13 protein-coding genes are annotated in these 14,031 nt (G+C 74.7%); 8 read left to right on the top strand and 5 right to left on the bottom strand.

What is annotated here, in order from left to right; all coding sequences use genetic code 11:
- Window positions 1–66 precede the first annotated feature (66 nt).
- The gene (locus IE145_RS10235) at window positions 67–1,389 is read right to left on the bottom strand and encodes a YncE family protein (RefSeq protein WP_229825473.1); all 1,323 of its coding nucleotides are present in this window, start codon (window positions 1,387–1,389) and stop codon (window positions 67–69) included.
- Between the two features lie 44 nt (window positions 1,390–1,433).
- Entirely contained in the window at window positions 1,434–1,988 is a 555-nt protein-coding gene (locus IE145_RS10230) for a GlcG/HbpS family heme-binding protein (protein ID WP_189520599.1), read from the bottom strand.
- Between the two features lie 243 nt (window positions 1,989–2,231).
- Between IE145_RS10230 and IE145_RS10225 the strand changes: the two genes are divergently transcribed.
- The 4 genes from IE145_RS10225 to IE145_RS10210 all read left to right on the top strand — a co-directional run bounded on the left by IE145_RS10225 (window position 2,232) and on the right by IE145_RS10210 (window position 6,036).
- Window positions 2,232–3,683, top strand: a complete 1,452-nt coding sequence (locus IE145_RS10225) for a sensor histidine kinase (protein ID WP_229825472.1) — start codon at window positions 2,232–2,234, stop codon at window positions 3,681–3,683.
- Entirely contained in the window at window positions 3,680–4,324 is a 645-nt protein-coding gene (locus IE145_RS10220; RefSeq protein WP_189520598.1) for a response regulator, read from the top strand. Before IE145_RS10225 ends, IE145_RS10220 begins: the two co-directional genes overlap by 4 nt.
- 109 nt (window positions 4,325–4,433) lie before the next feature.
- Window positions 4,434–5,279 (top strand): hypothetical protein, encoded by an 846-nt coding sequence (locus IE145_RS10215; protein ID WP_189520597.1) that lies wholly within the window; start codon window positions 4,434–4,436, stop codon window positions 5,277–5,279.
- Window positions 5,280–5,538: 259 nt separating this feature from the next.
- Entirely contained in the window at window positions 5,539–6,036 is a 498-nt protein-coding gene (locus IE145_RS10210; protein WP_189520596.1) for a hypothetical protein, read from the top strand.
- 21 nt (window positions 6,037–6,057) lie between these two features.
- Here IE145_RS10210 and IE145_RS10205 read toward each other — a convergent pair whose 3' ends face one another.
- On the bottom strand, window positions 6,058–6,741 hold the full coding sequence (locus IE145_RS10205) for a pentapeptide repeat-containing protein (protein ID WP_189520595.1): 684 nt from the start codon (window positions 6,739–6,741) through the stop codon (window positions 6,058–6,060).
- Window positions 6,742–6,843: 102 nt separating this feature from the next.
- Here IE145_RS10205 and IE145_RS10200 point away from each other — a divergent pair, with 102 nt between their 5' ends.
- Together IE145_RS10200 and IE145_RS10195 are read left to right on the top strand one after the other, a co-directional pair.
- Window positions 6,844–8,109, top strand: a complete 1,266-nt coding sequence (locus IE145_RS10200; RefSeq protein ID WP_229825471.1) for an NAD(P)-binding protein — start codon at window positions 6,844–6,846, stop codon at window positions 8,107–8,109.
- 107 nt (window positions 8,110–8,216) lie between these two features.
- The gene (locus IE145_RS10195; RefSeq protein ID WP_189520594.1) at window positions 8,217–9,203 is read left to right on the top strand and encodes a zinc-binding dehydrogenase; all 987 of its coding nucleotides are present in this window, start codon (window positions 8,217–8,219) and stop codon (window positions 9,201–9,203) included.
- Window positions 9,204–9,229: 26 nt separating this feature from the next.
- Here IE145_RS10195 and IE145_RS10190 read toward each other — a convergent pair whose 3' ends face one another.
- The gene (locus IE145_RS10190) at window positions 9,230–10,150 is read right to left on the bottom strand and encodes an aminoglycoside phosphotransferase family protein (RefSeq protein ID WP_373296583.1); all 921 of its coding nucleotides are present in this window, start codon (window positions 10,148–10,150) and stop codon (window positions 9,230–9,232) included.
- 138 nt (window positions 10,151–10,288) lie between these two features.
- Between IE145_RS10190 and IE145_RS10185 the strand changes: the two genes are divergently transcribed.
- The gene (locus IE145_RS10185; RefSeq protein ID WP_189520592.1) at window positions 10,289–11,689 is read left to right on the top strand and encodes an NAD(P)/FAD-dependent oxidoreductase; all 1,401 of its coding nucleotides are present in this window, start codon (window positions 10,289–10,291) and stop codon (window positions 11,687–11,689) included.
- 116 nt (window positions 11,690–11,805) lie between these two features.
- Here IE145_RS10185 and IE145_RS10180 read toward each other — a convergent pair whose 3' ends face one another.
- A complete protein-coding gene (locus tag IE145_RS10180) occupies window positions 11,806–12,252 on the bottom strand; it encodes a MarR family winged helix-turn-helix transcriptional regulator (protein WP_010056729.1) in 447 nt (148 codons plus the stop codon).
- Between the two features lie 141 nt (window positions 12,253–12,393).
- Between IE145_RS10180 and IE145_RS10175 the strand changes: the two genes are divergently transcribed.
- The gene (locus IE145_RS10175; protein WP_189520591.1) at window positions 12,394–13,860 is read left to right on the top strand and encodes an MFS transporter; all 1,467 of its coding nucleotides are present in this window, start codon (window positions 12,394–12,396) and stop codon (window positions 13,858–13,860) included.
- Window positions 13,861–14,031: the final 171 nt, after the last annotated feature.

The raw sequence follows: 14,031 nt of genomic DNA, 5'->3' as shown, positions 1-14,031 counted from the left end.
GATTTTAGGGCGATTCCGGTGCCGGAAGGAGCCGCCCGCCTCGGGGGACGAGCGGGCGGCTCCGGTTCAGAGGACGGCGATACCGAGGGGCCGGTTGCCTGCCGTCAGGCGGACGGGCTCGCTCTCCTCGTCGTCCAGGTCGACGACGGTGATCCCGTTCCAGTAGCCGTCGCGGGTGAACCCGCCGGTGACGTACACCGTGCGGCCGTCGGCCGAGACCGCCACGTCCTCGTGCGGACCCTCCAGCACAACGACCCGCTCCGAGCCGTCGGGGGCGCGGACGGTGAGCGAGGGGCCCTCGTCGTCCGAGCCGATCGGGCCGGTGCCGACGACGAGGAGGGTGCCGTCGGGGGTCAGCGTCGCGCCGTGCTGGTGGGTGTCGGCGGTCATCCGCTCGATCGTCACCTTCCCGGTGCGCGGGTCGAGCACGGCCAGCCGCTCCCCCTCGAACGGCAGCAGCAGCTTGCCGTCGGCGGGGCGTACGACGGCGTAGTGCGGCTTCAGCCAGGAGCCGAGCCCGCCCTCCGTGCCGTACGGGGCGACCTCCATGCGCCGGGTCTTCAGCATGTCCGCGTCGACCGCCGTCACGTCGAAGGAGTCGTGGGCGGTGGCGTACACCTCGCGGCCGTCCGGTGAGACGTCCACGTCGAAGGGGCGCATGCCGACCGGCGCGGTACCGGTGACCTCGCGGGTCGCGGTGTCGATGACCTCGACCGTGCCGTCCTCGCCGGGCACGTTGACCCCGACGTAGACGCGGCTGCCGTCCGGGGCCAGGGCGATGCCCATGCCGCCGCCCCGGTACTCGCCGGTCGTGACGGGGCCGGACTCCGTCGCGTACGGGATCAGCGCGATCCGGGTGCGCTGCCGGGTGTCGACGACCGCGACGCCCTCGGCGGTGGCGACCCAGGCCCGCCCGTCCTCGCCGACGACGAGTCCGTAGGGCGCGGTCCCGGCCTTCACCGAGGCGATGGGCGCGCCGCCCTTCCCGGAACCGTCCCGGCCGGGGTCGACGAACGTCACGGTGTCGCTGCCGAAGTCGGCGACGAGGAGGGTGCCGTCGGGGGTGCGGCCCTCGGGGGCACGGGAGGGGCCGGGGGTCGCCACGGTGCCGGACGCGGCGGACGAGGCGTCCGGGGCGCCCGGGTCCGCTTCCGTGGTGCCGGTGGCGCACCCGGCGAGCAGGGCGGCGGCGACGAGGGCGAGACCGAGACAGCGGGCGGCGCGGGGGCGGGCCGCCCCGACGTGGTCGCCGAGGGCGGCGGGGAGCGGCGGCGTACGCGACTCCTCGTCGCGGACGTCGACCCGTGCGCCGCCCTCGATCGCGGTGCGCACCCGGCCGGTGCCCCCGGTGCGTGCGGTGGTGAGCGGATCGTGATCGAGGGCGTTCATGGGTCTTCCTTCCGCGGGGGGCTTCCGCTGCCGTACGGGCGGGACTACCGGGCGAGCGAGGCGACGCCCGCCCGGGCGAACTTCTCGTCGAGGTCTCCGCTGGGCGCGCCGGCCACGCCGATGCCCGCCACCGGGGCGCCCTTGGCCTGGACCGGCGCGCCGCCGCCGAGGAAGAGGGTGCCGGGGATGTCCTTCAGGTTCGGGGCCTGCTCCAGGCGCTTGACCAGCTCGGAGGTGGGGGCGTTCCAGGAGACGGCGGTGTACGCCTTCTTCACCGCGGACTCGGGGGACTGCGGTCCCGCGCCGTCACCGCGCAGCGAGACGATGGTGTTGCCGTTGCGGTCGACGACCGCGACGGAGATCCGCTGGTTCTCCTTCTTCGCCGCGTCCAGCGTGGCCTGCGCGGCCTTGGTGGCGGCGTCCACGGTCAGGTGCGTCGTCTGCTGGAGGTTGCGGTTGCTCGTGTCGGCCTGGACGGCGGCGGGGGCGGCCGCCGGGGAGGAGGCGCTCGCGGACATCGCGCCGAACGTGCCGGCCCCGAGGGCGGCGACGACGACGGCGCCGGTGACGACACGGGTGCGCGGCGACAGCTTCTTCATGGTGGCTCCTTGGTGATCCGGGTCGGCCCGGTGGCGTGGGGTGCGAGGCGGTCCGGAGTGGTCCGGGCGTTTCGCTCTGGTATTGATCCTCCCGGCGGATCCGGCCCCGTACGGTCGACGTACCGGCTGGAAGCGGCGGGCGGGACGGTCGACGCCCCCGTCAGCCGATCGGTTGATGCGAGGGGGGCCGGATCGGTCCACCATGGAGAGGTTTACGCAGGTCAGCGACGGAGTGAGAGGGACGTGGTGGAGCACCGCAGCGGTTCGCCGGACCACGGCCCCGGCATCGGCCCGGATGCCGGAGGCGTCCCCGGGGGGCCGGCCGGCGGCGGCACCGGGGCCGAGCGGCCCGGGGACGAGCGGCCCGGGGACGAGCAGCCCGGGGACGAGCAGCCCGGGGACGAGCAGCCCGGGGACGAGCAGCCCGGGGACGAGCAGCCCGGGGTCGAGCGGCCCGGGGTCGAGCGGCCCGGGGACGCCGGGTCCGGCCCCGACGCCCGCTGGCTCGCCCTCCTCATGCACGCCGCGTTCTTCCTGCTGCTCGGCGCGTCGCTGACCCGGTTCCTGATGCGGCACCCCGGCGAGGCCCGCACCCCGTGGATCATCGCCCTGTCGGTCACCCTGGCGGTGCTGTACCTCCTCGGCCCCGTCCTCGGCTCGCGCCCCACGCCGCGCCGGCTCGCCCGGCTCGCGGTGCTCGTCGTCGTCTGGATGGTGCTGGTCGTCCTGGCGCCGAGCTTCGCGTGGTGCGCGGTGCCACTGTTCTACACCGGGCTCGGGATCCTGTCACCGCGCGCCGCCCTCGCCCTGGTCGCCCTGCTCACCGTGTTCGTCGTGGCCGCGCAACTGCGGCTGGCCGACGGCTTCGACCCGAACCTGGTCCTCGCCCCGCCCGCCGTCGCCGCCGTGGCGACCGCCGTCTTCGTCCATATGCAGCGCCAGGCGGTACGGCAACGGGAGCTGTCGGCCCGCCAGCGCGAGCTGATCGACGACCTGCTGCGGACCCGGCGCGAACTGGCCGCCACCGAACGCCGCGAGGGGACCCTCGCCGAGCGCCAGCGGCTCTCCATGGAGATCCACGACACCCTCGCGCAGGGCCTGTCCAGCCAGCAGATGCTGCTCCAGGCCGCCGACCGCACCTGGAGCGCCGACCCGGACGCCGCCCGCCGCCATGTCCGTACGGCCACGGGCATCGCCGAACGCAACCTCGCCGAGGCCCGCCGCTTCGTCCACGACCTGGCCCCCGCCGACCTGGCGGAGGGCGGCGGACTGGAGGCGGCCCTGCACGCGCTGGCGGCCCGCGAGAGCGCCCAGGCGGAGGGCGCGCTCACCGTCCACTGCCATGTGGAGGGCACCCCGCACGCCCCGCTGCCGGACCGGGTGCAGTCCGCCCTGCTGCGCATCGCCCAGGGGGCCCTGGCCAATGTGCGGGAGCACTCCGGGGCGAGCGCCGCCGGGCTGACCCTGACGCATCTGGACGACCGGGTGGTCCTGGACGTCGGCGACAACGGCCGGGGCTTCACCGCCGACCCCGAGGGTGTGCGCGGCGCCCGCACCGTACGCGGCCACGGGCTGCCGGCGATGCGGGCCCGGGTGCGGCAGCTCGGCGGAACGCTCACCATCGAGTCGGCGCCGGGCGAGGGCACCGTGCTCTCCGCCGAGGTTCCGCTCACCACCACGGAGGACCCCACATGACCGAGGCGTCGCCGCCCCCCGCCCGCGTCCGCATCCTGCTCTGCGACGACCACGTGGTGGTCCGGGCCGGGCTGCTCGCGCTCCTCGGCAGCGAACCGGACATCGAGGTCGTCGGCGAGGCGGGCAGCGGCGAGGAGGCCGTGGTGCTCGCCGCCCGCCTGAAGCCGGACGTCGTGCTCATGGACCTCCAGCTCGGCGAGGGCATCGACGGCGTCGAGGCGACCCGCCGCATCGCGGCCGACGGCACGGTCCACGTCCTGGTGCTGACCACGTACGACACCGACGCCGACATCACCCGGGCCATCGAGGCGGGTGCCACCGGCTATCTGCTCAAGGCGGAGCGCCCGGAGGAACTGTTCGCCGCGATCCGGTCCGCCGCCCAGGGCCGCACCACGCTCTCGGCCCCCGTCGCCAGCCGGGTGATGGCCCGGATGCGCAGCCCCCGCCCCAGCCTCACCGACCGCGAACGCGACATCCTGGCCCAGCTCTCCCAGGGCCTCGGCAACCGGGACATCGCCCGCGCCCTGTTCATCAGCGAAGCCACGGTCAAGACCCACCTGGGGCGGATCTACGACAAGCTCGGCGTCGACACCCGGGCGGGGGCGGTGTCGGTGGCGAAGGAGCAGCGGCTCCTGCCCTGACGGGGGCCCGGACGGCCCGGGCCGCGCCCCGGGTGGAGCAGTGCTGCTGGCAGGGCCGGGGAACCCGGCGGAGGCTGGAGGCGGACCCGAAGGGAAGCGGGGAACACCCATGGCCGAGGACGCTCCGCCCCGGTCCGCCGATCTCAAGGGCGGGCCCGGCCACACGATCCTGCTCGCCCTGCTCCTCGCGGTCCCGGTGGTGAAGGTCGCGTACACCGTCGGGGGCGGCGGCTCGGCCCGTGACGTGTTCGTCGGCATGGAGCCCGCGAACTGGCCGGACGTCCTGATCGGCATGGTGCTCACCGATCCCCTGCTCGCCTCCGTCCTCGCCGTCGTCGTCTCCCGGGTGGTGTTCGCGATGTTCGCGGCGCGCGGCGCGATCCCGCGGGGCGGCGGCCTCCTGCGCGCGCTCCAGCGGACGGCGCTGACCCTCGTGAACCCGGTGGCGATGGGCGTGGTCGACGCGGCCTTCTTCGGGCCCTGGTGGGGTCTGGGCACCGGGCTCGCCGCCTACGTGCTGCGCAAGGGCGTCGTCGTGGAGTACCTCACCGGCCGACGGCGGCCCCACGGACACCGTGCGAAAAACGGCGCGCACCCCGTCGCCGCGGGCGGGCCGCACCCCGGCCCGGCGGTCGGCCCGCACCACGACGACCACCGGCCGCCCCCGTGGCTGCGCCGGGCCGCGGCCTTCGAGCAGTGGGTGGCGCTGGGGCTGACCGCCGTCGCGCTCCCGGTCCTGGCGTTCGTCTCGGCGCTGGACGGACGGGCCTGGACCTCGATCGTCCGCTGCGAGGTCACCGACGGCGCCCGGACCGAACGCGACCGCCTGATCGAGCTGAGCCGCAAGGGCAACGGCGTGGTGGGCTGGAACCTGGACGCCCACGAGATCTCCAACGGCCAGGGGTGCACGGGCGAGGAGAGCCTGTACGTTCGCGAGCCGTGGTGGCGCTCCTGACCCCGCCGACGGACGACGGGACCACCGAGCCACCAGGCCACCGGGGCCGACGTGCCCTTAGGCGCGAGAGAGGGCCACCGGGGTCGCCCCGGTCACCCCGGCCGCTCGGACCACCGGGTCACCCCGGCCACCTGGACCACCCCGGCCACCCCGGTCACCCCGGCCGCTCGGACCACCGGGTCACCCCGGCCACCTGGACCACCCCGGCCACCCCGGCCACCCGGATCGTCCGGGGCACCCGGCATGACACCATCGGCGTGTGCTCGACATCGGCTACTCCCTCTCCCGTCGCTTCCCCGATCCCCCGCAGACCGACTACCGCCGTGCGGACGTCCGGGCGCTGCGGCACGATCTGTTCTCCGGCGACGTCTACCTCGCGGACACGAAGGCGGACCGCGAGCTGTCCACAGCCTGGGGATGGGTGCCGGTGCTCGACTTCGCATGGGCGCTGTGCGACATCGTCGAGCGGATCGACCAGGACCCGCGCGGCAACCGCTCGCACCGGCGGCAGTACGCGGAGCTGGACTTCACCGAGTCCTCGGACGTCATGATCTTCGAGCGGCGCTTCGGCTGGGTGGACATCGAGGCGGACTGGATGCCCGGCGACGAGCCCCCGCTCACCTTCGGCCACTCCCTCCTGCGCCGCGAGGCCCGCGACTTCCTGCACGACCTGATCGCCGACCTGGCCGACCTGCACGACGGCCTCGCCGACAACCCGGTGATCTGGGACCTCCAGGCCCGCTTCCCCCGGATGTGAGGCCGTGGAGGAGGGCCACCCTCACACCTCCACCCGCACCCCGATCTGCGCCGCGAACGCCGGAGCCAGCTCCATCAGCTGCGCCGGGCTGATCACCGCGCCCGCCAGCCGGTCCACGCCCCGGGCGATGTCCAGCTCGGCCACCGCGCGCAGGTCCACCGACTCCATCCGGGCGCTGCTGAAGTCCGCCCGCTTCAGCACACAGTCCCGGAACTCGACCCGGATCAGGTGCGCGTCCCCGAAGTCCGGCTCGGCCAGCACGCAGCCCTCGAAGACGACGTCCTTCAACCGGGCCCTGCGCAGATTCAGGTAGTCGATCTTGCCGCCCCGCACCACCACCCGCTCCAGCACCGCCCCGTGCAGCTGCACCCCGCCCAGGCGGGCGTCCACCACCTCCACGTCCCGCAGCGACGCCTCCGCGAGGTCCGTGCCCACGCCCCGTACGCCCGTCAGCACCGCGTCGATGAAGCGGGACCGCGCCAGCTCCGCGCGGTCCAGGGCGCAGCCGTCCAGCGCGCAGTCCATGAACCGGGCTCCCCGGCCCGAGGCGTCCGTCAGGTCCACCCCGTCGAACCGCACCCCGTCGTAGTCGCCGTCGGGCTCCAGGCCGTCCCCGTCCCACAGAACGAGCGGGGGCAGCCGCACCTCCGGCCGCCGCGCCGCCGTCACACCCGTCGTGCTCTTCTTCCTGCCGCTCACTGCCATCCCCCCATCGTGACGCAGACCACTGACAGCGCCCCGCCGCCGATGTCACGGGCCGCCGCCCCCGGTCCGTCACATCATCAAAGAGGCGAAGGAGATCCAGCCATGGGACACACGGAACGCACGGACCACACAGGGCGCACGGGGCACACGGGGCAGCCGGGGCACACGGGGCACACGGGCCGGATTCACGTCGTCGGCGGGGGCCTCGCCGGGCTCACCGCGGCGATCACCGCCGCCGAGTCCGGTGCGCGCGTCACCCTGTACGAAGGACACCGGAACCTCGGCGGCCGGGCCAGGACGGCCGACGGCCCGTACCGCACCAACGAGGGGCCCCACGCCGTGTACCACCGCGGGCCGTTCGGCACCTGGCTGGCCCGGCGCGATCTGCTCGGTCCCGTCGTCTCCGTACCGCCCCTCGAAGGGCTCCGCTTCCGCTTCCGGCGGGGTGGAGCCCTCCGCAAGCTGCCGCCCGCCGCCCTGCTCCGGCTCTCCCGCCAGGACCCCCTCACCGCCCCGGTGGACAGCACCTTCCGGGAGTGGGCCACGGGCCAGGTGGGCGGGGCGGGCGCCCGGGCCGCCGCGAACTTCGCCGCCGTCGGGCTCTTCCACCACGACCCCGGCGCCCTCTCGGCACGGTTCGTCCAGGAGCGCCTGGGCCGGCTGACCTCCCTTCCGCCCGAGGCCCGCTACCCGGTCGGCGGCTGGGGCCGGCTCGTCGAGCGGATGGCCGCGCACGCCCGGGGCCTCGGGGTCGCCGTCGAGACGGGCGCCCGTGTCGACACCCGTACGCTCGGCGACCTGGCCCGGACCGGACCGGTGGTCGTCGCCACCTCCCTCGGCTCCGCCCGTGCCCTGCTCGACGACGCCTCCCTCACCTGGGAGAGCGGCCGCACCGTCCTGGTGGACCTGGCGGTACGCACCCGGCGCGGCGACGCGTTCATCGTGTCGGACCTGGACGCGCCCGGCTGGCTGGAGCGGTTCACCGCCCAGGACCCCTCGCTCGCCCCGGCCGGCGAACAACTGCTCCAGGGCCAGTTCGCGATCGGCCCCGACGCACGGCGGGCGGAGGGCGTCGCCCGCGCCGAGGCCCTCCTCGACCTCGGCTTCCCCGGCTGGCGGGAGCGCACCACCTGGCGCGTAGAGGCCCTCGCCGACGGCCGCACCGGAGCCGTCGACCGCCCCGGCACCACCTGGCGGGACCGGCCCTCCGTGGTCCGGGGCGACGGCATTTTCCTGGCGGGCGACCAGGTCGCCGCCCCCGGGCTCCTCGGCGAGGTCTCCTTCACCAGCGGCCTCGAAGCCGCGACGCTCGCGGTGAAGGCCGCCCGACGGTGCTCCGGATCCGGGGTTGACCTCAACCGGACCTGAGGTACGAGGGTGGGGGCGAGGGGGTGTTCCGGCGGATCAGGACCGGAACCCCCCGGCCCGCCGCAGCGGTGGCGAGCCCGCCAGGACCGCGACCAGGGGAGCCCTTCATGCACGCCGTACGCCTCCACGCCTTCGGCCCCGCCGAGAACCTCGTGTACGAGCGGACCGAGGACCCCGTCCCCGGTCCCGGCCAGGTCCGTATCGCCGTGGCCGCGGCCGGGGTGCACCTCCTGGACACGGTCCTGCGGGAAGGGGAGCCGGGCCCCTTCCCGGCCCCCGCCGACCTGCCGACCGTCCCCGGCCGCGAGGTCGCCGGGACCGTCGAGGCGGTGGGCGAGGGCACCGGCCCCGGCTGGCTCGGCAAGCACGTCGTCGCCCACCTCGGCCCGGCTCCCGGCGGGTACGCCGAACTCGCCGTCACCGACGCCGGCCGGCTGCACGAGATACCCGAGGGGCTCGACGCCGCCGCGGCCGTCGCCATGATCGGCACCGGCCGCACCACCCTCGGCGTCCTCGGGTTCACCCCGCTCGGCCCGGACTCCGTGGTCGTCGTCACCGCGGCGGCGGGCGGCATCGGCACGCTGATCGTCCAGTACGCCAGGAACGCGGGCGCCACCGTGATCGCCCTGGCCGGGGGCCCGGCGAAGGTGGCCCGGGCGACGGAGAACGGGGCCGGCCTCGCCCTCGACTACACCCGCCCCGACTGGCCGCGCCGTGCCCGGGAGTACCTCGACGCGGCGGGCCTGCGGGCCACCGTCGTGTACGACTCCGTCGGCGGGGCCACCGCCCGCGCCGCGGTCGGTCTCCTCGGCCCCGGCGGGCAGCACGTCGTCTACGGCTGGTCCGGCGGGGAGCCGCTCGCCCTCACCGCCTCGGAACTGGCCGAACGCTCCATCACATCGACGCCCGTCCTCGGCCCGAGGATGATCGAGCGGGGCGGCGGCCTGCGCACCTTGGAGACCCGCGCCCTCGCCGAGGCGGCGTCCGGCCGGCTGCGCCCCGCCGTCCAGCGCTTCCCGCTCGCCGAGGCCGCCGCCGCACACCGCGCGCTGGAGACCCGGGCCACGATGGGCAAGGTGGTCCTGGAGCCGTGAGGGCCGGGCAGGGTCCGGCGAACCGGTCAGGCGCGCCCCAGCAGCCGCCGTGCGATCTCCGCGTGGTCGGGGGCCAGCCGGACTTTCCCCTCCTCTGCCCCCCACAGCCCGTTCTGGAGCACCCGGCCCAGCGTCCAGGCCCGTGCCCGCTCGCGCTCCAGCCCCAGCGCCTCCGTCAACGCGTCGAACCGCCACACCACCTCGTCCGCGTCGAAGAGGTTGTCCAGCGCCGGGAACAGCTCGAATCCCGGATCCCCCGCCAGCGGCTTCGGGTCGAGGGCGATCCACTCCCCCGCCCGCCCCGCGTCCGCGCGCCCGGCCAGGATGTTGTCGTAGTGCAGGTCCCAGTGCAGCAGCCGGTCCCCCGGCTCCCCCGCGACCTCCCGCACCGCCGCCGCGCAGTCCGCCAGCAGCCGCCGGTCCGCGGCGTCGGCCGGCAGGCCCAGCCGCTCCGGCACCGCCGCGAGCATCCGCTCCACCAACTCGCCCAGCGTGCGCAGCCCTTCGGGCGCGGGGACCGCCACCAGCCGGGCCAGCACCGCGCCGAGCGCCGTCACCGCGCCCCGCACATCGGCCTCGCCGGACAACGGCCGCCGCTCGTCGAGCCGTTCCAGCAGCAGCGCACCGCTCTCCGGGTCGTGGTCGAGCAGCTCCACCGCGCCGGCGCCCGCCGCCGACCAGGCCCGCAGGGCGACCGGTTCGCCCGCCGTCTCCTCGTCCACCGCCTGGAGCTTCAACGCGGCGGGCCGCCCGTCCGCCTCCCGCACCACCGGCAGGACCAGGGCGCACATCCCGTACAGGGAGGGGCCGTCCGGCCTCAGCCCCCACCGCTCCAGGCACCGCTCGGCGAGGTCCGGCAGGGCGGCGACGAAGGCCCGCCCGGCCGCTCCGTTGAAGCGGGACTGGGTCGCTGCGAGTTCCTCGGGGACGCCGATCACCCGACCGATCCTAGAGAGGCGCGGGCCTCGGGGCGGAGCGTTTTCCGGGCACCGGAAAGGGCGCGGAAGACGAAACGGCCCCGCGCGCAGTAACGTCCCGCCACACGTACGCTCGGCATCTCACCGGACAGGGACACCAGGGGCATCATGAGCACCGTCAGTACCGTCGTCGGCGGCATATCGTTCTGGTACGCACAGGAGGGCACCCCTGCCCCGCGCGAACCGCTCCCCGGCGACACGAGCGTCGACGTCTGCATCGTCGGCGGCGGCTACACCAGCCTCTGGACGGCGTACTACCTGAAGAAGGCCGTCCCCTTCCTCAACATCACCGTCCTGGAAGCCAAGTTCTGCGGGTACGGGGCCTCGGGCCGTAACGGCGGCTGGCTGTACAACGGCATCGCGGGCCGCGCCCGGTACGCCAGACTGCACGGCCACGACGCCGCCGTACGGCTCCAGAAGGCGATGAACGACACCGTCGGCGAGGTCGTCAGGACCGCCGCCGAGGAGAAGATCGACGCGGACATCCACCAGGGCGGTGTCCTGGAGGTGGCCCACACCCCGGCCCAGCTCGCCCGCCTGAAGGACTTCCACAGCGTCGAGGTCGCCTTCGGGGAGACGGACCGGATCCTGCGCGGCGCCCGCGAGACGGCCGAGCGCGTCCGGGTCACGGGGGCCGTCGGCTCGACCTGGACCCCGCACGGCGCCCGGCTGCACCCGGTCAAGCTGGTCAAGGGCCTCGCCGACGCGGTGGAGGCGCTCGGCGTCACCATCCACGAGTCGACCCCCGTCACCGAGATCAAGCCCAAGCACGCCGTCACCCCGTACGGCACGGTCCGCGCCCCCTACGTCCTGCGCTGCACCGAAGGTTTCACCGCGAGCCTCAAGGGCCAGAAACGCACCTGGCTCCCGATGAACTCCTCCATGATCGTCACCGAGCCGCTGCCCGCCCGGATCTGGGACGCGATCGGCTGGGAGGGCCGCGAGACCCTCGGCGACATGGCCCACGCCTACTTCTACGCCCAGCGCACCGCCGACGACCGCATCGCCCTCGGCGGCCGCGGCTACCCGTACCGCTTCGGCTCGGCCACCGACCACGACGGCCGCACCCGGGCCTCCACCGTCACCGCCCTGCGCGACCTGATGGTCCGGCTCTTCCCCGTCACGGCGGGCGTCCCCGTGGCCCACGCCTGGTCGGGCGTCCTCGGCGTCCCGCGCGACTGGTGCGCCACCGTCACGCTCGACCGGTCGACCGGCCTGGGCTACGCGGGCGGTTACGTCGGCTCGGGCGTCGCCACCGCCAACCTCGCCGCCCGCACCCTGCGCGACCTGATCCAGCAGGACTCCGGACAGGCCGGCCCCACCGACCTCACCACGCTGCCGTGGGTGAACCACAAGGTCCGCCGCTGGGAGCCCGAACCCTTCCGCTGGCTCGGCGTCCACGGCATGTACGCGGCCTACCGCGCCGCCGACCGCCGCGAGACGACCTCGCCGCGCCCCGGCACGGACCCCATCGCGAAGGCGGCGGACCGTATCGCGGGCCGCCACTGAGACCACTGCCGTGCGCCGCTGCCGTCCGCGACGGGGGCCGTTCCCGTACGCGGCTGACGCCGTTGCCGTCCGCGACGGAGGCCGTTCCCGTACGCCGCTGACGCCGGGGTCCGCCGTCAGTCGCGGGGCCAGGGCCGCCCGTCGAGGCGTTCGATGGAGAGGTTCAGCCGGCTGAGGGAGGCGGCGAGCTGCTCGGCCTCCTCCGGGGTCCAGTCGGCGAGAACCTTGGCGAGGCCCGCCACGTTCCGGCTCCGGTCGCTGTCGAGGCGGCGTTCGCCCTCCTCGGTGATGGCGAACTTCCGGGCGATCCCGCCGTCGGGGTCCGGGATGCGCTCGACGACCCCGGCCCGCAGCATCGCGGCGGTCTGCCGGTTGAGCGTGGAGGCGTCCAGCCGGAAAGCGTCGCCGAGCTGGCCGATGGACATGGGCCCCTCGACCTGGATCCGGCTGAGCAGGATGTAGGCGGAGCGGTCGAGCTGCCAGTCCACGCGCGGGGTGACCATGTGCATGTAGCGGCCGAGCAGCATCGTCTCGCGTTCGATCCGGCCGATGGGCTTGTCCACGTGCTCTTCCTCCGTTGACCAGGTCTCACGATAGATGTGCATAATGCACATGCTATGCATGATGCATATTCCATGTATCTCGCATAGCCGGACACCGCATGCGCGTCGACCCGCCCGGAAGGGCAAGAGGGAGCAGTACCCGTGGAGAGTTCACCCCCCGCACCCCGCCCGGGAGGCATCGTCGGCATCCTGGCCTTCGCCGGGATCGTGGCGGCGCTCACGCAGACCCTGGTGGTGCCGCTGATCGCGGAGCTGCCGAAGCTGTTCGACACCTCCGCGTCCAACGCCTCCTGGGTGATCACCGCCACCCTGCTCGCCGCCGCCGTGGCCACGCCCGTCGCCGGCCGGCTCGGCGACATGTACGGCAAGCGGCGCATGCTGCTGCTCTCGCTCGTCCCGCTGGTCCTCGGCTCGGTGGTCTGCGCCCTCTCCTCCTCCGTGGTCCCGATGATCGCCGGGCGCGGCCTCCAGGGCCTCGGCATGGGTGTGGTCCCGCTCGGCATCAGCCTGCTGCGCGACGTGGTCCCGGCCGAGAAGCTCGGCCCGTCCATCGCGATCATGAGCGCCTCGATGGGCGTGGGCGGCGCGCTGGGCCTGCCGTTCGCCGCCGCCATCGCGGAGAACACCAGCTGGCGGGTGCTGTTCTGGGTGGTCGCCGTGCTGGCCCTCGCGGTCGGCGCGCTGATCCTGGCCCTGGTCCCCGGGGACCGCCCGGCCGCCCGGTCCGGACGCTTCGACCTGCCCGGGGCCGTCGGCCTCGGCGCCGCGCTGATCTGCCTGCTGCTCGCCGTCTCCAAGGGCGCCGACTGGGGCTGGGGCAGCGCGACGACGCTCACGCTCTTCGCCGCCGTGTTGGTGCTGCTGCCCGCCTGGGGCTGGTGGGAGCTGCGGCTGGCCGACCCGCTGGTCGACCTGCGCGTCACCGCCCGCCCCCAGGTCCTGATGACGAACACCGCCTCGATCCTGGTCGGCTTCGCGATGTACGCCCAGTCCCTCGTCGTGCCCCAGCTGCTCCAGCTGCCCGGCGCCACCGGGTACGGCATGGGGCAGTCGATGCTCGCGATGGGCCTGTGGATGGCCCCGGCGGGCCTGATGATGATGGCGATGTCCCCGGTCGGCGCGAAGCTGTCCGCGGCCAAGGGCCCGAAGGTCACCCTGGCCGTCGGCAGCCTGCTCATCGCCGCCGGCTACGGCCTGTCCGTACCGCTGATCGGCTCGGACTCCCCGTGGAGCCTGCTGGTCGTCACCCTCGTCTGCAACTCTGGCGTCGGCTTCGCGTACGGGGCGATGCCCGCACTGATCATGGGCGCGGTGCCGCAGTCCGAGACCGCGTCGGCGAACAGCTTCAACGCCCTGATGCGCTCGATCGGCACGTCGTTCGCGGCGGCGGTGATCGGTGTGGTCCTGGCCCGGATGACCACGGACTTCGGCGGCTTCCCGCTGCCCTCCGAGGACGGTTTCCGGGCCGCGATGCTGATCGGCTGCGGGGTCGGCCTCGCCGCCGCGGTCGTCGCCGCGCTCATCCCCGTACGCCCGGCGTCCGCGACGCCCCGGCCCGCCGCCACCGGACCGGCGGAGATGCCGGAGCCGTCGGAGGCCAAGGCCTGAGGGGCTTCCGGCCATGGCGTACGGCCCGGAACAAGGCGGCAGGAACTGCCTTGCTCCGGGCCACCGGGTCAGCACTCAGCAGGTCAGCGGGTCGGCACTCAGCAGGTCAGCGGGTCAGCGGCCACCGGGTCAGCAGGCCAGCAGGCCAGCGGGCCAGCGGGTCAGCGGGTC

It is taken from the genome of Streptomyces sindenensis, assembly GCF_014649035.1.
GTDB lineage: Bacteria > Actinomycetota > Actinomycetes > Streptomycetales > Streptomycetaceae > Streptomyces > Streptomyces sindenensis.
This window is presented reverse-complemented; position numbering and strand designations above follow the sequence as displayed.

Excerpts from the sequence above, each read along its gene's own strand:
- IE145_RS10200 (WP_229825471.1), top strand. The coding sequence starts at position 6,844 with ATGGGACACACGGAACGCACGGACCACACAGGGCGCACGGGGCACACG.
- IE145_RS10205 (WP_189520595.1), bottom strand. The coding sequence starts at position 6,741 with ATGGCAGTGAGCGGCAGGAAGAAGAGCACGACGGGTGTGACGGCGGCG.
- IE145_RS10220 (WP_189520598.1), top strand. The coding sequence starts at position 3,680 with ATGACCGAGGCGTCGCCGCCCCCCGCCCGCGTCCGCATCCTGCTCTGC.
- IE145_RS10215 (WP_189520597.1), top strand. The coding sequence starts at position 4,434 with ATGGCCGAGGACGCTCCGCCCCGGTCCGCCGATCTCAAGGGCGGGCCC.
- IE145_RS10230 (WP_189520599.1), bottom strand. The coding sequence starts at position 1,988 with ATGAAGAAGCTGTCGCCGCGCACCCGTGTCGTCACCGGCGCCGTCGTC.
- IE145_RS10185 (WP_189520592.1), top strand. The coding sequence starts at position 10,289 with ATGAGCACCGTCAGTACCGTCGTCGGCGGCATATCGTTCTGGTACGCA.
- IE145_RS10235 (WP_229825473.1), bottom strand. The coding sequence starts at position 1,389 with ATGAACGCCCTCGATCACGATCCGCTCACCACCGCACGCACCGGGGGC.
- IE145_RS10195 (WP_189520594.1), top strand. The coding sequence starts at position 8,217 with ATGCACGCCGTACGCCTCCACGCCTTCGGCCCCGCCGAGAACCTCGTG.